The organism is Sphingomonas sp. G5 (genome assembly GCF_052660795.1).
Map to the genome: position 1 here is coordinate 2,347,581 of NZ_CP109660.1, position 17,737 is coordinate 2,365,317.

Genomic DNA, 17,737 nt, shown 5'->3' on the forward strand with positions numbered 1-17,737 from the left:
GATGCCGTGCGCGCGGCAACGAAGACTGGGCTCATGAACATCACCGGAAACACCGTCTTCCTCCCCGGCGCCACCAGCGGGATCGGCCTCGCCCTCGCCGAGCGACTGCGTGACGCGGGCAACACCGTCGTCGTGGGCGGCCGACGTCGCGAGCGTCTCGACGAGCTCGCGGCCTCGGAGGGTTTCGACACGGTGCTCATCGACACCGCCGACGCTGATTCGATCCGCGCTGCGACCGCCGGGGTCGTGAGCCGTCACCCCGACCTGAACGTCGTCATCGCAATGGCCGGGATCATGCGCGTCGAGGACTGGACCGCGGGCCCCGAGGTCCTGGCATCCGCTGAGGAGACCGTCATGACGAACGTGCTCGGTCCCCTGCGGCTCATCGCGCACCTGCTCCCTCACCTGCAGAGCCGACCGAATGCCACGATCATGACCGTCTCGTCGGGTCTGGCGTTCGTGCCGCTGCGCGCAACCCCCACCTACAATGCGACGAAGGCCGCCATCCACCTCTTCAGCGAGTCGCTCCGCCTGCAGCTCGAGGGGACGAGCGTCTCGGTACTCGAACTGGAGCCGCCGTCGGTCGCCACCGACCTGCTGCCCGGGCAGCGCGAGAGCTCTTTCGCCATGAATCTGGAGGAATTCGCCGATGAGGTCATGGCGATCCTCCGCGATCAGCCCGACGTGGCCGAGGTGCAGGTCGAGCGTCTGGCGTTCCTGCGCCGCGCCGAGGCCGAGGGGCGCTATGCCGAAACGGTGCGACAGCTCAACGCCGCCGACCCGCACTGAACCGCCCCGGGCGATACCCACCCGGGTGGTCGGGGCGGCCTTCGCGATTCCCACGGGCGGCACGACGGCCGTCGTCGTGCAAGCGGAGGTCGTCGACGCCATCCGGTACGGAGAACGAAAAGTTCCGCGGCGGGGCTGGGATCGCCCCACCGCCCGCCGATAGGTTCGGGACGTGACCGACATTCCTCGTGACGCCCCCCAGCCGTCCGCTCTGCCCGAGGCGGTGGCACCGCCCGCCTCCCGCGATTCGCTTCCGGCGATGCAGCTGGCGGGTCTGGCGAAGCACTTCGGGCAGAAGGTCGCGGTGGCCGGTCTCGACCTCACCGTCCCGACCGGGTCGTTCTACGGTCTGGTCGGTCCCAACGGCGCGGGCAAGACCACCACGCTGTCGATGGCGACCGGACTTCTGAGGCCGGATGCCGGCACGGTCGGCATCCACGGAGTCGATGTCTGGACCCACCCGGTCGAGGCGAAGAAGCTCATCGGCAACCTCGCCGACGGCGTGCGTCTGTTCGACCGGCTCACCGGCGAACAGCTCGTCACCTACACCGGCATGATGTTCGGCCTCACGCGTGAGGAGGTCGGCGCCCGCACGGCCGACCTGCTGCAGATCATGGACCTCACCGAGGCCGCAGGCACCCCCGTCGTCGACTACTCCGCGGGCATGACCAAGAAGGTCGCCCTCGCCTGCGCTCTCGTGCACGCCCCACGTCTGCTCGTCCTCGACGAGCCCTTCGAGTCCGTCGACCCGGTGTCGGCCGCCAACATCGAAGACATCCTGCGCGGCTACACCGCCTCGGGTGGAACGGTCATCGTCTCGAGCCACTCGATGGACCTCGTGCAGCGCATGTGCGACCACGTCGCCATCATCGCGCAGGGCCGATTGCTGGCATCCGGAACCGTCGACGAGGTCCGAGGTGGACAGACCCTGCAGGACCGCTTCGTCGAGCTGGTCGGCGGACGCCACCACGCGGAGGGGCCGCAGTGGTTGCGACAGTCCTGAAGATCCGGTTCCGCGTCCTGGGCAACACCCTGATGCGGAGCCCGATGCAGATGGTCGGCTTCATCTTCGGAGTGATCGGCGCGCTGTGGATGCTGCTGCTCGTCGGCGTCGGGCTCTTCTTCGTCGGCACGCTCGACCTCGACATCGCGCGGTCCGTGATCACTGCCGCGGGGGCGCTGCTCACCCTCGGGTGGGTCGTGGGCCCGATCTTCGCCGCGGGGCTCGACACGACGCTCGACCCCGCCAAGCTCGCGCCCTTCCCGATGACGACGCGGCAGATGATGGTCGCGATCATCGCGGGAGGGCTCACGGGGGTGCCGGGCATCACGACCGCGGTCGGTTCGCTCGCCGTGTTCCTCGTGTGGGCGCGGTACCCGGTCGCGGCCGTCGCCGCGCTCGTGTGCGTTCCGCTTGGCGTCGTGATCTGCGTCGTCGCCTCGCGCGCGGTGGCCGCCCTCGCCGCCGGCATCGGCGGAGGCCGCCGCACCCGCGAGATCATCGGCCTCGTCGGTTTCGCCCTCGTCATCTTCGCGAGTCCGATCTTCATCGGCATCACCGGCGCTCTGGTCTCGGCGAGCGAGCAGGGGGTTCAGCTGCAGGCCCTCGTCACGGGTCTGTCGTGGACGCCGATCGCCGCCGCGTGGGCGGTGCCCGGAGACCTCGCAGGGGGCGCCTGGACCACGGGGGTGCTAAAGCTCGTGATCGCCGTCGTCACCCTCGCGGTGCTGTGGTGGCTCTGGCAGCGGAGCCTGTCGGCATCCCTCGTCGGTCCTCCGGCACGCGCGGCCACGCGTCGCCGGTCCGGATCGCTGGGGTGGTTCGGCGTCATGCCCTCGAACCCCGTCGGGGCGACCTGGGCGCGCTCCCTCACGTCGTGGACGCGCGATTTCCGGTATCTACGGCAGTTGCTCCTGATCCCGTTCGCCCCCGTCCTCGTGCTCATCTATTCGCGCGGCGACCTCGACGGACAGTTCTTCGCGGCCTCGGGTCTGCTGGTCGGATTCTTCGCCGGCATCCTGGCGTACACCGACGTGTCGTACGACGGCACCGCCTTCGCCACGGTGCTGCAGACCGGTATCCGCGGGCGCGCCGACCGCCTCGGACGCATGCTTGGGTCGGCGACCGTGAGCATCCCGCTGGTGCTGCTCGCCGACGTCGTGACACTGGCGATCGTCGGCAAGTGGGAGTTGCTCCCCGCGGTGATCGGCGGCTCGATCGGCCTCACGCTGGTGGGGCTCGGTGTGAGCGCCGTGAGCTCGGCCCTCCTCGTGGTACCCACGCCCGCCCCCGGCGATTCGCCCTTCAAGCGGGTGCCCGGCTCGACGTTCACGATGTTCCTCGCGTTCTTCCTCTGCTGGGCCCTGGTCGCCGTGCTGGCGCTGCCCGCTGTCGTACCTGCCGTGATGGCGATCTTCTTCGGGGTGACGGACGCCGGCTGGGTCTCCCTCGCGATCGGACTCGTCTGGGGCGTCATCGTCTTCGCGGGCGGCGTACTCATGGGCGGCGCGCGCCTCGACGCGAGCGCGCCGAGGCTGCTCGCGCAGCTGCGGACCTTCACGGGCGCCTGAGACCGGATGCCGCGCGCCGACACCGAGCTTCCTCGCCGTTCTGCCTGTCAGACAAGTCCGAGCAGCCGGCACAAACCCGCGACGACGAAGACACCCGGTACGAAGATGGCGGCGATAAACCCCGCAGACAGCCGAACACGCAATCTCCGTCCGTGCGGGGCGACCTCGCCTGACCGAAGCGAACGATCGTCGCGGTAACGCTGCGTCTGCGAACGCACCCTTGTGCCGAGAACGCTCACCATCGTTAGGAGCGCCACGAATTCCTGTTCCCGCCAGAGGCGCCAGGGCCTGCGGGCGGTGAGCACGAACCAGCCGTCGACCAGCTCGGCTTGGCAGTCGGCGGCCACATCCAGCATCCGCTGCATGACGTCGGGAGTGAAGACGTAGAGGGCGTCGCGCTCGTAACCGGCTGGCACGTAAAGCGAAAAGGTGCGGTCGAAGTCACCCTCGAGGCGCAACCGCTGACCGCCCCGCACTTTCGACGCAAACCCGTCTCGAGCGCGAGCACGACGATTGTGGACCACGATGTGCGGCGTCTGCACCTCAAGCGTGATCGCCACAATACCGCGGTGGCGCACCGCCCGTGCGAATTCGGGCCCGACGCTGGCGGCGGTGAACACCGGCCACCGCCCGGCCGAGCGGGGGCGCAGGGCATGCGTGGCGACCGCGCCCGGAAGAGACACGACGGCCGTCCCCGGCAGGTCGACGACGCGAGGGTGGACGTCGAAATCGAGCCCGTTCGATGCGGCAGCGCGGGCGACGCGCACGGCGCGCACGGCGTCTCTCCACGCGACAGCGCACCACCATGCCGCAAGCAAGCCCGACAGGACGAACACCGCGCCCGTGATCGTGTCGGCGGTCGCCGACGGCAACTTCGCTACCGGCACGTAGAGCGATAAGAACACCGCCTGCGCGGCGAGATAAAGGGTGCAAACGACGATTTTCGCTTTCCACCGTCTTCCCAGTGGCGTGCCCTGGGCTCGGTCGAAGCGGCGGACGTCGTGCACAGCCACCGGACTTCGGAGTGCGCCGAGATCAAAAGTGTCGGCGAGGCTGTCGGTCATACGTCGACAGTAGTGACGCAGGAGGGCCGCGCTGCTTCTCGGGAGGTTGTGCATCCCGTCTTCATCCCCGCCATCCTCGCGGTCTTCGCGGGCGCGACGGGCGCGGGGTGGGTGTCGCTCGGCATCGGACTCGTCTGGGGCGCGGTCGTCTTCGCGGGCGGGGTGCTCATCGGCGGCGCGCGCTTCGACGCGAGCGCGCCGAGGCTGCTCGCGCAGCTGCGAACGTTCGCGGGCGCCTGAGACCGGATGCCGCGCGCCGGTCTCGGCGTGGGCTCAGTCGTCGTAGGGGTAGTCGAAGACGAAGCCCGGGACGGCCGCGGGATCCAGCACGAGCACTTGGCCGGGGTGGATCGTGCTGCCGGGGATGCCGTTCAGCGTGGTGAGCGAGAGAGGGTTCCAGATGCAGAACCGGTCGCCGATCGCGGCGGGGGTGTCACCGGGGGCCACGGTGTACGTAGCGATGCGTCCATCTTCCATGGACGTGGGGGTTCCCGCCGCGAACTCGCGGACGCCCGTGTCGACGAGCTTTCCGAACAGACTCGCGGTGGGGGCCTGCCCGTCCTGACTGCCCATGTGGATGTAGGCGGGTTCCGTGCAGTCGCCGAACCCTCCCCCGGGGATGTACGTACCGTTGCCGACGTCGACGTACCCCTCGGGCGGTCCGTAGGGATCGGCGGGGGCGGATGCCGTGGGCGTCGTCGCGTCGTTCGGAATCACTTCCAGCGACGACGTGAGGCCCGCGGCCACCGTGGCGACCGTCCCCAGCGGCGCGAAGGCCGGCACCGTCAACGCCGCCAATCCCACGACCACCGCGCCGCACACGAGGCCGACGATGACCTTGGCAGACGGCTTCATGGTGTCGAGCATGCCAGGCGGCGTCGTCGAGCGCCATTGCCTCGGGGCGTGGTTCGTTCGGTGCTCGCGGCGGGCGGGCCATCGCGGTCACCACGCACGGGTCTAAGGTGAGGGCCACCGCCCGCCGCCGGAAGGATGCCTTATGGCCACCTCGCTCGTCGTCTACATCTCGTTCGCCGGAGCCGCCCGAGAGGCAATGACTTTCTACGAGTCGGTCTTCGGCGGCGAGCTGAAGATCAGCACCTTCGGAGACTTCGGCATGACAGACGCCCCCGCCGACGGTGTGATGCACTCCGAATTGCGTGCCGACGGCTTCACCGTGATGGGAGCCGACGCCTTCGGCGAGCCCGAGGGCGGCTGGGGCGCGAATCGCGTACACGCCGCGTTCATGAGCGACCAACTCGATCGCGTGCGCGGCTTCTACGACCGCTTCGTCGAGCGGGGCTCCGAGGTCGTGCAGCCGCTCGAGAAGCAGATGTGGGGCGACCTCTACGGCGAGGTGACCGATCCGTGGGGCGTGGCCTGGATGTTCAACATCGCTGCCCCCGGCGGCTGGGCCGAGAGCGGGAGCGTGAGCTCGTGAGCATGCGCCTCGAGCTAGTCCCCCTGCCCGTGTCCGACGTCGACCGAGCCATCTCGTTCTACCGCGACGTCGTAGGCTTCGTCCTCGACCATGACGTCTCCCCCGGAAACGGCATGCGTGTCGTCCAGCTCACCCCGCCCGGCTCCGCCTGTTCGATCTCCTTCGGCGTCGGAATGGGGGCTGGGACGCCGGTGTCGAACCTGCACCTGGTCGTCGACGACCTGGACGCCGTTCGCGCCGACCTCGCCGCGAAGGGCCTCGAGGTGTCGCCGGTGCAGGACATGGGCGGCGGGGTGCGCTATGCATTCTTCGCAGATCACGACGGCAACTCCTGGGCCCTGCAGGAGATCCGCGCGGGAGCGCGGCTTCCCGATCCCGTGTCGTAGGCACCGGACGCGCCTTCAGGCGCGAGTTCGAGGGAAGTCCGGATGCCGCGCCGCCCGCCGTTCACCCGCGCTCCGGCCTCTCATCCGTGAATTCTCGGCGACCCCTTGGAGCGGCGACTTCGACGCTCTCCGGGCGCGTCCGTGGGCGCCCGGTTCCTGAACGATTCCGTTCGAAAAACGAAGAAGGCCCCCGCTGGGCGGAGGCCTTCTCGTGGTGTTCTGGTGGACCTGAGGGGATTCGAACCCCTGACCTCCTCGATGCGAACGAGGCGCGCTACCAACTGCGCCACAGGCCCGGAAACCTCGTAAACACTATCACGTCATCCGCGCTCACCTCGACGCGCGTCGGCATCGTCGGGCACGCGAGGAGCGGCGTATGCCGCTGGCAGCATCGGTCGAGAAGGCGGTCGACGGAGCACGCCCGCCACCCGCGGAAGAGACCGGCGTCACTCCCCCGACGCGCGACGCGCCAGGAGCCGCTGAACGTGATCCTGGATCTCCGAATCGTCCACGTACCCCATCGCGGCATACGGCGACGGAGCGGGGGCGACAGCGGCCGGACGGGCCGTCTCGATCGGGGTGGGGGCCTGCTGGGCGGCGAGCTCGCGCGCGGCCTCCTCGCGAGCGGCGGCACGCAGCGCCTCGCGGGCGATCTGCTCGTCGACCACGGCGGCAGCACGTGACCCGGCCGACGCCACGAGCGGGCGCGGAAGTTCGCGAGGCGTCCACGTAGGGCGCGGCTCGGGCACCAGGGAAACGTCCTGCACTTCGGTCGCGACGGTGCGCTTCGCCACTGAGGTCGCGACGGATACGGGCGCCGTGCGGGCGGCCACGACCGAGATGCGACGGAGGACGACGAGGGATGCCACGACGACGACCGACCCGAGGGACAGCAGCACCGGCACTCCCCCGGTGACGACCTGCACGAGGCCGACCAGCGCGGCGACGAGGCCCGAAAGGGCCACCGTGGTCACGCTGAGACGGAAGCGGCGTCGCGCACGGGCTCGACGCGCCTCGGGCCGCGCAACGGCCGCGGCGCGCTCGGCGTGCGCCCGCTCGACGGCGGCGGCACGCTCGGCGCGGGTCTTCTCGAGAGCCGCGGCGCGTTCGGCTCGAGCGACCTCGACGGCCGCGGCACGCTCGGCACGAGCCAGGTCCACGGCCGCGGCGCGCTGCTCCTTGACGACATCGCGGTCACGGGCACTCTCGAGGCGAGCGACCTCGAGCCGCGCCTTGGCCGCAGCGAGCTCGGTCTGAGCCTTCTCGGCCTGGATCTGGCGCGCGAGCTTCTGCTGTTGGTGGGCCGTGCGGGCCGTCAGTTCGAGCCGGACCTCACGCGGCGTCTCGGCCGTCTCGGCGAGCACACGAAGGGCCTGGTTGAGGCGCACGGCATTGCGTTCGGCGGAGGTGAAGCGATGACGGCTCTGCCACGACGGAAGCAGGTACACGAGCCAGAGCGCGACCGCGACGAAGAAGATCACGCCGCCGCTGAGAACCTGCCCACCCATGCCATAAAGGTAGGTCACCGAGAGATCACACCTCGGCATCCCCCGGCGTGTCGTGACGAGACTTTCGTCGATGGAGCGAGAAAGGCCGGAGCCGGGTCGCTCAGTTGCGGTCGGCCGGCGGAACGCGCGCCGCGTCGGGCGGCACCTGCCCCCGCACGAACCGGTCGAGCACCCCGTAAGGAACCTCTTCGCGCACCAGGGCGAAGGCGTAATGGTCACGCCAATCGCCGTCGATGTGGATGTACTTGCGCCGCAGGCCCTCGTACCGGAAGCCGAGCTTTTCGACGACGCGCAGGCTCGCGTGATTCTCGGGGCGGATGCAGATCTCGACGCGATGCAGGTTCAGCTCCGTGAAACACACGTCGGTCGCCATCGCCACGCCGATCGTCGTGATGTTGCGGCCGGCGAACTCCTCTGCGACCCAGTAGCCGATCGTCGCCGAGGCCAGCGAACCACGCGAGACACCCCACACGTTCAGCTGCCCGGCGACGTCGTCGTCCCACGCCATCACGAAGGGGACGCCGACGCCGTCACGGTACTGCTGCAGAAGACGGCGGATGCCGAGGCGCATGTCGAACGACACGGGGCCGTCGGGACTGGTTGCCTCCCACCGCTTCAACCATGACCGGTTGTCGATCAGCTGCTGCTGAAGGACTCGCGCGTCGCGGTTGCGGATGAGACGGATCGACACGTCGCCGTGCCGCCGAGGGACGGACAGATCCATGGCATCCTGCCGGGTCAGAGACCCTGCGCGAACTCCTTGAACCACGGACGGAGGGCGGGACCGAGGTCGTCTCGGTCGGCCGCGAGCTGCACGATCGCCTTGATGTAATCGACGCGGTCGCCCGTGTCGTAGCGGCGCCCGCGGAACACGACGCCGTAGACGCCGCCGCCGTCGCCGCCGCCGGTGGCGAGCTCTTCGAGAGCATCGGTCAGCTGGATCTCGCCGCCCTTGCCGGGCTGGGTGCGCTCGAGGATGTCGAACACATCGGGGCCGAGCACGTAGCGACCGATGATCGCGAGGTTCGACGGGGCGTCTTCGGCCTTGGGCTTCTCGACGAGCTGCGTGACCTTGACCACGTCTTCTTCGTCGGTCGCTTCGACAGCGGCTACACCGTAGAGGTGGATGTGCGCGGGGTCGACCTCCATGAGCGCGATGACGGTGGCACCGCCGCGCTTGTCGTACTCCTCCATCATCTTGGTGAGCAGCGGGTCGCGCTCGTCGATGAGGTCGTCGCCCAGCAGCACGGCGAACGGGTGATCGCCCACGTGACTGCGGGCACGCAGCACTGCGTGGCCCAGGCCCTTGGGCTCACCCTGACGGACCATGTGGATGTCGGCGAGGTCGGACGAGTGCTCGACCTTGGCGAGCTTGTCGTCGTCGCCCTTCTCGCGCAGCTTCGCCTCGAGCTCGGGCATCGAGTCGAAGTGGTTGGCGATGTTGTTCTTGTTGCGGCCGATGATGATGAGCACGTCCTGGATACCGGCGCCGGTGGCCTCTTCGACGACGTACTGGATGGCCGGCTTGTCAACGACCGGCAACATCTCTTTGGGCATCGCCTTCGTGGCGGGCAGGAAGCGCGTACCGAGTCCGGCGGCCGGGATGACGGCCTTGAAGGGCTTGTGAGGCATGGGCATACCCTAGCGGGGTCCTGAGCCACCGGCGGCAACGCGCCCGCCCCTAGACTTATCGCATGCCGGATCGTATCGAGCAGGCCAAGCGCGCACTGCGCGCCGATCTGCGCGAACGCCGCCAGACCATCTCCGCGCACGCCCGCGAGGTGGCCGAGGCCGGCGTCGCAGAGCAACTCGACGCCCTCGTCGCGCGTCTCGGAGCCCGCAGCATCTCCTGCTTTCTGTCGACGCCCACCGAGCCCGGCACCCACGCCTTCGTGCGCGCGGCCGTGGATCGCGGCATCCGGGTCCTGCTCCCGATCACCCGCGAAGACGGGCTCCTCGACTGGAGCGTGGCCACCGCCGACACCGAGATCACCGAGGGACTGTTCGGTCTTCCCGAGCCGGTGGGCGACGTGCTGGGGCCGATCGCGGTCAACGACGTCGACCTGCTGATCATCCCCGCGGCCGCCGTCGATCGACAGGGCATGCGCCTCGGGTGGGGACGCGGCTACTTCGACAAGACCCTCGGCTCGATGGAGAAGTGCCCGCCCGTCTACGCGGTCATCTTCGACACCGAGCTCATCGACGACGTGCCGCGCGACGTGCACGACCAGCCCGTGACGGGCGTAGTCACCCCCACGCGCACGCTGCCGCTCGCCGCCCACACCTCCTGAACACCCGAAGGACGCTCATGCCCACCTACTCCTACGCCTGCAAGCAGTGCGGTCACCGTTTCGACGCCGTGCAGTCGTTCTCGGATGCCGCCCTGACCGAGTGCCCCGAATGTGGCGGCGAGGTGCGCAAGCAGTACGGGTCGATCGGCGTGACCTTCAACGGCTCGGGCTTCTACCGCACCGACTCACGCGGTTCGTCCTCGGGCGCAAGCGGTGGCGGCTCGTCCACTTCTTCGACATCATCGAAGTCGGAATCGACGTCGTCCGCCTCGCCCTCGGCTTCTTGAGCCCGAGTCGGCGCGGCCTGAGAGGAACCAGCGCATGATCAAGGGATTCAAGGAGTTCATTCTCCGAGGAAATGTCATCGACCTCGCCGTCGCGGTGGTCATCGGAGCCGCGTTCACCGCGGTCGTGAACGCCATCGTCAGTTCGGTGATCACCCCGCTGATCTCGGTGTTCTACAAGCCCGCAGAGAACGGCGAGGTCGGCCCGTCGATCACCGGCATCTACGGCCAGGAAGTGGTCTTCCCCCTGCCCGCCCTGCTGTCGGCGATCATCAGTTTCTTCGCCGTCGCGCTCGTGGTGTACCTCGTGTTCGTCTACCCCATGAACCGGTGGAAGGCCATCGCCGCCGCGCGCGCGGGAGTCAACGAGCCCGCCGCGGACGAGCCCAAGCTGCCGACCGAGCAGGAACTGCTCGTGCAGATTCGCGACCTGCTGGAGCGGCAGAACAAGCTCTGAATCGATCTCAGGCCACCGAGACGGCGCCCGCGCCGGGACCACGTCCCGGGGTCGGGCGCCGTCTCGCGTGATCGGGCGCCCCGCGGGTCAGTAGTGCGGGGGGACGTCGCGCATCATGCGCTCGTCGTTGGGCCCGGATGCCGTGGGCCGAGCACCTACGCCGCGCCCGGGGTCGTCGGCGGGCGCGGGCTCCGCGGTCGTGCCCGGGGCGGCGAGCAAGCGCGCACGCCGCGCACCGCGCACCCGGACGACGGGCTGACGCTCGGCGCCGGACTCCATCGCGCCCGCGTCGGGAGCGGCGGCCCGGCCGGCGGCATCCGGTGACTCGCTCATCGCTCGCTCAGTCGGGAAGATCGAGCGATTCGGTGGTCGCGTCGGGTGCGGCCGCGCCGGCGGGCGCGATGCCGAGGAGCTCCCCGATGCGGGAGGCCACTCCCGCGGGGTCGCTGTACAGGTCGAAGGCGTGCACACGCACGTAGTGCCAGCCGAGCCGGCGGAGGATCTGCGGTCGCAGGCGGAGCGTCTCGCGCAGCGACTCGCCGATCGTCTCGGGGTCGCTCTCGGCGACGACGGCCTTGCCCTGATAGCGAGCGACGATGGGGAGCAGACCGCGGTAATCGACGTCGACCTCGATGTTCAGTCGGCGCAGTTCGCGTGCCAGGGCGCGCGTCAACGGGTCGGCGAGGTCTTCGAGACGGGCCTCGCGGTTGCGCGAGGCGAGGTTGCCGAGGATGCCCATGAGGGTGGCAGCGCCGTGCTCGAGACGGCCGTCGTCGAACGCCGAGGGGCGGATGGACGACACGATCACCATCGAACGACGCGCACGCGTCATTCCGACGGTGAGGAGCCGTTCGCCGTCGGGCGTCGACAGGTCGCCGAAATCACTCAGCACGCGGCCGTGGCGCGTGAGACCGAAGCCGAGCGAGAACACCACGCGGTCGCGACTCTCGGCCACCGACTCCTCGAGGGTGAGCACGGCGAAGGGCTCCGCGGCATCCCGCGAGATGAACTCCGCCACGTCGGACCGGCCGGCCAGCGCCGCGACCACCGACGCGCGCACGCGCTCGGCGTGCGTGCGGCTCGCGGTGACGACCATGAGCGACTCGGAGGCACGGTTGACCGCGTGCTCGACGACGAGGGTCACCACACGAGCGACCTCGGCGTCGGGGCTCTCGACGGCACCGCTGACGGGATCGGGGGCGCCGACACCGCCCTCGACGTAGTCCACGCTGAGGCTGCCGCGACCGAGGTACGAGCCCGCCCACGGGAGCGAGACGATCTCTCCCCCGTAGAAGGCGTCGTTCACCAGCTGGGAGAGGTCTTCGCCGCCCGCGCGATAGCTCCGCGTGAGCGTTTCGACAGGCAGGAGCTCGGCGACGCGCTCGAACACCGAGGTGCCGTCGAACGGCACCTCGTCGGCCTCGTCGGGAGTGCCGAGGATCGACGCGCTGACCCTGAAGGGCGTCGGCTTCTGCACCACCGGGTCACCGAACAGCACCACCTGACGGGCGCGCCGCAGAGCCGGAGCCGCTTCGGCGAGGCAGAGAGCGGCGGCGTCCGCGATGATCACGACGTCGAACGCGAGATCGGTCGGAACGTCGGGCACCTCGTAGGGCGACGCGAGCCATACCGGGGCGAGCGTGCGCAGCAGGGTGGGGGCGGCATCCGACATCTCCTGCGCGGTGTGCAGGCCGTCTTTCAGCACGCGCTTGAGAGCGGCCGCCTCGTCGGAGTGGTCGACGATGCCGATGCGCCACTGCGTCGCGAGCTGCGCGGCCAGCAGGGGACCCGCGGCGGCGGCATGCGCCTCGTCGACGAGACGGAAGTCGCGCTCGAGGCGGTCGACGACGCTCGTGTTGGCACCGAGCAGGGCACGGTCGGTGCGGAGCAGATGCTCGAGGGCCGACTGCCACCACGCGAACTCCAGCTCGGCGCCGACCCGCTCCTCGGGAACGTGGCGAACCGAGAGTTCGACGAGCAACTGCTCGAGGCCCAGGCGCGCGAGCTCGGAGCGCAGCTGGGCCCGCTCGACGAGGTTGTCGAAGAAGGTGGACTCGGCGGCCAGACCCGCGAGCGTGCGGACGAGTCTTTGAACGGGCAGAGTCGCCAGGCGCTCCGAGCCCTGGCGTCCGAGGATCTGGTCGAGCTCGCCGAGCAGGGCGTCGGTGCGCTGCCACGCGACGTTCACGTCGGCGAGACCGAGAGGCACCTCCGGCGTCACGCCGGCCTCGACCACGCGCTGCCATTCCGTGCGCTGCTGCTGGATGCGCACGAGCGCCTCGTACATGTCGGGCACGTGCACGCCCGGACGCACGTACTCCTTCGACAGACGCTTGAGACGGCGACGGTTCGGACCGCTCATCGCGGAAGCGTCACGGCGCGGCGAATGGGCGTCGATGAGTTCGCCCAGCGGGCGCTCGAACACCGTCGGGCTGAAGCGGTCGAGCGACTCGCGGATCCCCTGCAGGAGCTTGAGGTACGAGCCGAGTTCCGACACCGTCTGGAACGGGCGCATGCGCGTCTGGGCGATGAGCTCGTAACCGCGCTCGAGCAGGCGAGGCACGTCGCTGGTGTGGAGCTTGCCGGCCAGGTCATGCGCCGCCCGCGCGTCTTCGGTGCGGGAGAAGCTCACGCCGTACCAGGGCGAGTCGTCGGGGCCGAAGCGGAATTCGCCGAGGCGCGCCGCCATCGCGAGGGCCCGGGCGGCGGCATCCCGTCGTCCGGCCAGACGCTCGAGGGTCGCCAGATCGAAGCGGGCCTCGGTCGAGGGGGCGGGAGAGGTGGATGCCAGCGATGTCAGCGCGCGGAGGATGTCGAGCGCCGAGACGCCCAGCGCGAGGTGCGGCTCGGTCACGGCGGAACGGTAGTCGCGCAGGACCGTCCGCAGGCGCACGAGGGCATCGTCGATCTCGGCGACCTTGGGCTGCTCGGCCTTCTCGTTACGGCCGATCGCGCGGATGAGATCGCGCCGGACGTGGTGGGGCGAGACCGCCAGGCCGGTGAGACCCACTCCGGCGAGACGGTGACGGATGCCGTCGAGAGTCGACCGACGAGCGCTGACGACGAGCACCCGCTTGTTGTCGTGGACGAGCTGCCCGATCGCGTTGATGACCGTCTGCGTGCCGCCGGTTCCAGGAAGCGTGTGCACGACGAGCGACTGACCGGCCGCGATGCGCGCGAGCACGCGCTCCTGCTCGGCATCGGCATCGAGCAGGAGGGTGTCTGCGGCGGGCGTGCGCTCGTCGGGGCCGATCACCTGCGGGTCGTCGCGGCGGACCGTGATGCGCGCGCGGTCGTCGGGGTGGCCGGCGAGCGCGTTCAGGAGCGTGTGGTCGAGGTCGTGCGTGTCGCGGGCCATGCCCGAACCGACGTCGGCGAAGGAGGAGATCACCAGACGCGGGTGCACGACGAAAGTCGGCACGTGAGAGGTGAGGCGACGGATGTGATCGATGACGGGCTGCGGCTTGAACACGCCCTGGTCGTACGCGAGGCCCGCGAGGGCGGCGGGATCGATCTGGATGCCGAGGTGCGTGCGGAAGGCGCGGGCGAGTTCGGGGTTCATCACGAACGCGCCGTGCAGCTTGAGCTCGAAATCACCGTGGTGGCGGCGGATGGCGAGCGGGCGGAGGAGGACCGGAGCGGACCACTCCACGCCACCGATCTTCCAGGCCGACAGGCCCACGGCGAGGTGCACCGGCTCCAGGCCGCGGGCGGTGCGGAGCTCGACGTTCTTGGCCGTGATGCGCTCGGCAGCCATGCGCGCGGTGCGCAGGGCGACCTCGTCACGGAAGAGGTTGGACAGCATGGTCGCGCGGCCGGTGATGAACTGCGGAAGCGAACCGGGGTGGGCCTTGGTGATGTCGATGCCCGCGTCGCGCGCATCGTCGAAGCGCAGGAGGGTCGAGCGGCCGCCGAGGGCCGCCGCCTCGGCGCGGATGCGATCGCGTTCGGGGTCGGCCACGTGGCGAACCACGATGCCGGGTTCCGACAATCGCAGCTCGCCGGGATCGACGGACGACACCGTCTCGTCTCCGTCAGTGCCCATCACGGCACCGTCCTCAGCTCGCCACACACCTGTCAGACTAAGCCGGGCAGTGCGGGATCGTGCGCAGCGGGCCCGAGTTTCGCGGTAATCGGCGACACGCCGCGTCATCGGCTCTTCCTCCACAGGCGGAGAGTTCGCGGCATCCTCCCCCTGCGCCCTCGATCCGTCCGCAGGGCCGTGGCACGGTCACGAGGATGGACGTATGAACAGAGTCACCAGCACCGCACATGACAGCCCCGTCGGGCCGATCCTGCTGACCTTCATCGACGACGCCCTCGTGCGGTTGCACGTCGCCCACGACGGCCTCGATGTCGCGCGCGCCGAGATCGCACAGCGTCTCGGGGTCGTCCCCGACCCCGATGCGTCGATCGGACGAGGAGTCGTCGCGCAACTCGACGAGTACTTCGCGGGCGCGCGGCGGTCGTTCGACGTCTCCCTCGATTGGCGTTTCGTGCGCGGCTTCACGCGCGCCGCACTCGAAGCGACCCTGCAGATCCCCTACGGCGAAGTGGCGTCGTACGGTGAGGTCTCCATGATGGCCGGAGCCCCGCGGGCCGCGCGGGCGGTGGGAACGGCCTGCGCCTCGTCTCCGTTCTCGATCGTCGTCCCGGTGCACCGGGTCGTTCGCGCCGACGGCTCGATCGGCGAGTACGGCGGGCATCCCGACGTGAAGGAGTATCTGCTCACGCTCGAGAGCGACGCGGTGCTCGGAGAAACCCTGCACGCCTCGGCCTGAACACGACGGGGCGTCCGCGCCCGGGCACGACGACGCCCGGCCCGCCGCAGCGAGACCGGGCGTCGGTCGGTCAGTGGTTCGACGCCTTCTCGGCGCCGTATCCCGTGAGAGATCGGACGTCCATCTCCGCCGCCTTACGCGGGTCTTCGGGCGTCCGCGAGGTGACGGAACCGAGCCAGCCGAGGAAGAATCCGAGCGGGATCGACACGATCCCGGGATTGTTCAGGGGCCAGATCGCCACGCCCGTGTTGGCGAACACGCTCGTCGCGGTCCCCCAGAACACCGGTGAGAGGAAGATCAGGACGAGCGCCGAGCCGAGACCGCCGTACATGCTCCAGACCGCGCCGCGGGTCGTGAAGCGTCTCCAGAACAGCGAGAACAGGATCGTCGGCAGGTTGGCCGACGCGGCCACCGCGAAGGCCAGCGCCACGAGGAAGGCGACGTTCTGCCCCTGCACGCCGATGCCGCCGAGGATCGCGAGCACACCGATCACGATGACCGTGCGTCGCGCGACCTTGACCTCGCCGTCCGGCGGCACATCGCCCTTCTTCACCACGTTCGCGTAGATGTCGTGCGCGAACGAGGCGGCCGCCGTGATGGTGAGACCGGCCACCACCGCGAGGATCGTCGCGAACGCCACCGCCGAGATGAACCCGAGCAGGAGCGGTCCGCCGAGAGCCAGCGCGAGCAGCGGCGCCGCCGCGTTCACTCCACCGGGTGCCGCGAGGATCGTCTCGGATCCGACCATCGCACCGGCGCCGTAGCCCAGGACGAGGGTGAGGATGTAGAAGAGCCCGATCAGCCAGATGGCCCACACGACCGAGCGACGCGCTTCCTTCGCGGTCGGCACGGTGTAGAAGCGCATCAGCACGTGCGGCAGACCCGCGGTACCGAGCACCAGCGCCAGCGCGAGCGAGATGAAGTCCCACGGATTCTTTCCGTACTGCAGGCCCGGCGCCAGGACGGCATCACCCTTGGGAGACGCCGCGACGGCGCTCTCGAGCAGCGTGTTGAGATTGAAGCCGTTGATCGCGAGCACCCAGACGGTCATCACGATCGCGCCGCCGATGAGCAGGAACGCCTTCACGATCTGCACCCACGTGGTGCCCTTCATGCCACCGATGAGGACGTACACGATCATCAGGATGCCGACCACGGCAACGACGATCGACTGGCCGACGCGCTCCGTGATGCCCAGCAACAGCGACACGAGGCCGCCGGCTCCGGCCATCTGGGCGAGGAGGTAGAAGAAGCAGACGGCGAGCGTGGTGATGGCCGCGGCCATGCGGACCGGCCGTTCCTTGAGGCGGAACGACAGCACGTCGGCCATCGTGAACTTGCCCGTATTGCGCATGAGCTCGGCGACCAACAGCAGGGCGACCAGCCACGCGACGAGGAAGCCGATCGAGTAGAGGAACCCGTCGTAGCCGTTGATGGCGATAGCGCCGACGATTCCGAGGAACGACGCCGCCGACAGATAGTCGCCGGCGATCGCGAAGCCGTTCTGCGGGCCCGTGAACGAGCGGCCCGCCGCGTAGTAGTCGGCCGCCGTCTTGCTGTTGCGACTGGCACGGATGACGATGAACAGCGTCACGGCGACGAATGCGCCGAAGATCGAGATGTTCAGCACGGGGTTGTTCTCGACGGTCTGCACGGCCGCCTCGACGCTGGCGAAGATCTCGTTCACGAGCGGGTCCCGTCCGCTCGCTCGAGTTCGGCGCGCAGCGCCTCGGCGCCCGGGTCGAGTCGCCGGTTGGCGTAGGACACGTAGCCCATGGTGATGGCGAATGTCGTGACGAACTGTCCGAGTCCGAGCACGAGCCCCACGGTGATGGCGCCCGAGACCGGCTGCGCCATGAATTCCGGCGCGAACGACGACAGCAGAACGTAGACGAAGTACCAGACGAGGAACGCCACCGCGAGGGGGAAGACGAAGCGGCGCTGGCGCTTCTTCAACTCCCGGAACGGGGCGGACTCCTCGACCGCGATGTAGTCGACGCCGCCCTTGTGGGCTTCGTCGATGCGACGGTCCGTCATGTGGCCTCCTTGCCTCATGAGTACGGCGCAACGCTGCGCCGAACGGGGGAAAAGTCCGGGTCGGCCGCTGCTTCCCCGGTGATAGGGTCGACGCTACGAAACGCGGCGACGAAGCCGTCACCCCCGGAAGT

At 69.4% G+C, this 17,737-nt stretch carries 19 protein-coding genes and 1 tRNA gene; 10 read left to right on the plus strand and 10 right to left on the minus strand.

What is annotated here, in order from left to right; all coding sequences use genetic code 11:
• The first annotated feature begins 33 nt into the window (after positions 1-33).
• The 3 genes from NE358_RS11300 (at position 34) to NE358_RS11310 (ending at position 3,360) form a co-directional block, all read left to right on the plus strand.
• A complete protein-coding gene (locus NE358_RS11300; protein ID WP_289938566.1) occupies positions 34-789 on the plus strand; it encodes an SDR family oxidoreductase in 756 nt (251 codons plus the stop codon).
• 172 nt (positions 790-961) lie between these two features.
• A complete protein-coding gene (locus NE358_RS11305) occupies positions 962-1,792 on the plus strand; it encodes an ABC transporter ATP-binding protein (RefSeq protein WP_499317828.1) in 831 nt (276 codons plus the stop codon).
• Positions 1,774-3,360, plus strand: a complete 1,587-nt coding sequence (locus tag NE358_RS11310) for a hypothetical protein (RefSeq protein ID WP_289938569.1) — start codon at positions 1,774-1,776, stop codon at positions 3,358-3,360. The genes NE358_RS11305 and NE358_RS11310 overlap by 19 nt, the downstream gene beginning before the upstream one ends.
• Positions 3,361-3,407: 47 nt before the next feature.
• Here NE358_RS11310 and NE358_RS11315 read toward each other — a convergent pair whose 3' ends face one another.
• Positions 3,408-4,424: a hypothetical protein gene (locus NE358_RS11315; protein WP_103206287.1), complete on the minus strand. Its 1,017-nt coding sequence runs from the start codon at positions 4,422-4,424 to the stop codon at positions 3,408-3,410.
• 48 nt (positions 4,425-4,472) lie between these two features.
• Between NE358_RS11315 and NE358_RS11320 the strand changes: the two genes are divergently transcribed.
• A complete protein-coding gene (locus tag NE358_RS11320; protein ID WP_103206286.1) occupies positions 4,473-4,664 on the plus strand; it encodes a hypothetical protein in 192 nt (63 codons plus the stop codon).
• Between the two features lie 33 nt (positions 4,665-4,697).
• Here NE358_RS11320 and NE358_RS11325 read toward each other — a convergent pair whose 3' ends face one another.
• A complete protein-coding gene (locus NE358_RS11325) occupies positions 4,698-5,279 on the minus strand; it encodes a LysM peptidoglycan-binding domain-containing protein (RefSeq protein WP_146035498.1) in 582 nt (193 codons plus the stop codon).
• Between the two features lie 142 nt (positions 5,280-5,421).
• On the opposite strand from NE358_RS11325, the gene NE358_RS11330 reads away from it, so the two are divergent.
• Both NE358_RS11330 and NE358_RS11335 read left to right on the plus strand, forming a co-directional pair.
• The gene (locus NE358_RS11330) at positions 5,422-5,862 is read left to right on the plus strand and encodes a VOC family protein (RefSeq protein ID WP_116238998.1); all 441 of its coding nucleotides are present in this window, start codon (positions 5,422-5,424) and stop codon (positions 5,860-5,862) included.
• A 2-nt stretch (positions 5,863-5,864) separates the two neighbouring features.
• Entirely contained in the window at positions 5,865-6,248 is a 384-nt protein-coding gene (locus NE358_RS11335) for a VOC family protein (protein ID WP_499318575.1), read from the plus strand.
• A 220-nt stretch (positions 6,249-6,468) separates the two neighbouring features.
• Here the strand turns inward: NE358_RS11335 and NE358_RS11340 are convergent.
• The 4 genes from NE358_RS11340 to galU all read right to left on the minus strand — a co-directional run bounded on the left by NE358_RS11340 (position 6,469) and on the right by galU (position 9,388).
• A tRNA-Ala gene (locus NE358_RS11340) sits at positions 6,469-6,544 on the minus strand.
• Between the two features lie 150 nt (positions 6,545-6,694).
• Entirely contained in the window at positions 6,695-7,756 is a 1,062-nt protein-coding gene (locus NE358_RS11345; RefSeq protein WP_103206282.1) for a SepX/GlpR family protein, read from the minus strand.
• Between the two features lie 100 nt (positions 7,757-7,856).
• On the minus strand, positions 7,857-8,480 hold the full coding sequence (locus tag NE358_RS11350) for a GNAT family N-acetyltransferase (RefSeq protein WP_103206281.1): 624 nt from the start codon (positions 8,478-8,480) through the stop codon (positions 7,857-7,859).
• 14 nt (positions 8,481-8,494) lie between these two features.
• Positions 8,495-9,388, minus strand: a complete 894-nt coding sequence (gene galU, locus NE358_RS11355; protein ID WP_103206460.1) for a UTP--glucose-1-phosphate uridylyltransferase GalU — start codon at positions 9,386-9,388, stop codon at positions 8,495-8,497.
• A 62-nt stretch (positions 9,389-9,450) separates the two neighbouring features.
• On the opposite strand from galU, the gene NE358_RS11360 reads away from it, so the two are divergent.
• The 3 genes from NE358_RS11360 to mscL are packed head-to-tail and all read left to right on the plus strand — an operon-like array spanning position 9,451 to position 10,788.
• On the plus strand, positions 9,451-10,047 hold the full coding sequence (locus tag NE358_RS11360) for a 5-formyltetrahydrofolate cyclo-ligase (RefSeq protein ID WP_103206280.1): 597 nt from the start codon (positions 9,451-9,453) through the stop codon (positions 10,045-10,047).
• Between the two features lie 17 nt (positions 10,048-10,064).
• The gene (locus tag NE358_RS11365; protein ID WP_103206279.1) at positions 10,065-10,334 is read left to right on the plus strand and encodes an FmdB family zinc ribbon protein; all 270 of its coding nucleotides are present in this window, start codon (positions 10,065-10,067) and stop codon (positions 10,332-10,334) included.
• 34 nt (positions 10,335-10,368) lie between these two features.
• Entirely contained in the window at positions 10,369-10,788 is a 420-nt protein-coding gene (mscL, locus tag NE358_RS11370) for a large conductance mechanosensitive channel protein MscL (RefSeq protein ID WP_103206278.1), read from the plus strand.
• Positions 10,789-10,875: 87 nt separating this feature from the next.
• On the opposite strand, the gene NE358_RS11375 is transcribed toward mscL, so the two are convergent.
• Entirely contained in the window at positions 10,876-11,121 is a 246-nt protein-coding gene (locus tag NE358_RS11375) for a hypothetical protein (protein ID WP_246077981.1), read from the minus strand.
• A gap of 7 nt (positions 11,122-11,128) precedes the next feature.
• The gene (locus NE358_RS11380; RefSeq protein ID WP_289938595.1) at positions 11,129-14,833 is read right to left on the minus strand and encodes an AAA family ATPase; all 3,705 of its coding nucleotides are present in this window, start codon (positions 14,831-14,833) and stop codon (positions 11,129-11,131) included.
• Positions 14,834-15,035: 202 nt separating this feature from the next.
• On the opposite strand from NE358_RS11380, the gene NE358_RS11385 reads away from it, so the two are divergent.
• Positions 15,036-15,569, plus strand: coding sequence for a methylated-DNA--[protein]-cysteine S-methyltransferase (locus tag NE358_RS11385; RefSeq protein ID WP_103206276.1), 534 nt, complete (start codon positions 15,036-15,038; stop codon positions 15,567-15,569).
• A 70-nt stretch (positions 15,570-15,639) separates the two neighbouring features.
• Here NE358_RS11385 and NE358_RS11390 read toward each other — a convergent pair whose 3' ends face one another.
• Together NE358_RS11390 and NE358_RS11395 are read right to left on the minus strand one after the other, a co-directional pair.
• Positions 15,640-17,256: a monocarboxylic acid transporter gene (locus tag NE358_RS11390; RefSeq protein WP_174799640.1), complete on the minus strand. Its 1,617-nt coding sequence runs from the start codon at positions 17,254-17,256 to the stop codon at positions 15,640-15,642.
• Positions 17,253-17,606, minus strand: coding sequence for a DUF485 domain-containing protein (locus NE358_RS11395; protein ID WP_103206275.1), 354 nt, complete (start codon positions 17,604-17,606; stop codon positions 17,253-17,255). Before NE358_RS11395 ends, NE358_RS11390 begins: the two co-directional genes overlap by 4 nt.
• Positions 17,607-17,737: the final 131 nt, after the last annotated feature.

What these genes read in the sequence shown, in the direction of transcription:
- NE358_RS11300 (WP_289938566.1), top strand. Translation starts at nt 34, where the DNA reads ATGAACATCACCGGAAACACCGTCTTCCTCCCCGGCGCCACCAGCGGG.
- NE358_RS11315 (WP_103206287.1), bottom strand. Translation starts at nt 4,424, where the DNA reads ATGACCGACAGCCTCGCCGACACTTTTGATCTCGGCGCACTCCGAAGT.
- NE358_RS11325 (WP_146035498.1), bottom strand. Translation starts at nt 5,279, where the DNA reads ATGAAGCCGTCTGCCAAGGTCATCGTCGGCCTCGTGTGCGGCGCGGTG.
- NE358_RS11330 (WP_116238998.1), top strand. Translation starts at nt 5,422, where the DNA reads ATGGCCACCTCGCTCGTCGTCTACATCTCGTTCGCCGGAGCCGCCCGA.
- NE358_RS11335 (WP_499318575.1), top strand. Translation starts at nt 5,865, where the DNA reads ATGCGCCTCGAGCTAGTCCCCCTGCCCGTGTCCGACGTCGACCGAGCC.
- NE358_RS11345 (WP_103206282.1), bottom strand. Translation starts at nt 7,756, where the DNA reads ATGGGTGGGCAGGTTCTCAGCGGCGGCGTGATCTTCTTCGTCGCGGTC.
- NE358_RS11350 (WP_103206281.1), bottom strand. Translation starts at nt 8,480, where the DNA reads ATGGATCTGTCCGTCCCTCGGCGGCACGGCGACGTGTCGATCCGTCTC.
- galU (WP_103206460.1), bottom strand. Translation starts at nt 9,388, where the DNA reads ATGCCTCACAAGCCCTTCAAGGCCGTCATCCCGGCCGCCGGACTCGGT.
- NE358_RS11360 (WP_103206280.1), top strand. Translation starts at nt 9,451, where the DNA reads ATGCCGGATCGTATCGAGCAGGCCAAGCGCGCACTGCGCGCCGATCTG.
- NE358_RS11365 (WP_103206279.1), top strand. Translation starts at nt 10,065, where the DNA reads ATGCCCACCTACTCCTACGCCTGCAAGCAGTGCGGTCACCGTTTCGAC.
- mscL (WP_103206278.1), top strand. Translation starts at nt 10,369, where the DNA reads ATGATCAAGGGATTCAAGGAGTTCATTCTCCGAGGAAATGTCATCGAC.
- NE358_RS11375 (WP_246077981.1), bottom strand. Translation starts at nt 11,121, where the DNA reads ATGAGCGAGTCACCGGATGCCGCCGGCCGGGCCGCCGCTCCCGACGCG.
- NE358_RS11380 (WP_289938595.1), bottom strand. Translation starts at nt 14,833, where the DNA reads ATGGGCACTGACGGAGACGAGACGGTGTCGTCCGTCGATCCCGGCGAG.
- NE358_RS11385 (WP_103206276.1), top strand. Translation starts at nt 15,036, where the DNA reads ATGAACAGAGTCACCAGCACCGCACATGACAGCCCCGTCGGGCCGATC.
- NE358_RS11395 (WP_103206275.1), bottom strand. Translation starts at nt 17,606, where the DNA reads ATGACGGACCGTCGCATCGACGAAGCCCACAAGGGCGGCGTCGACTAC.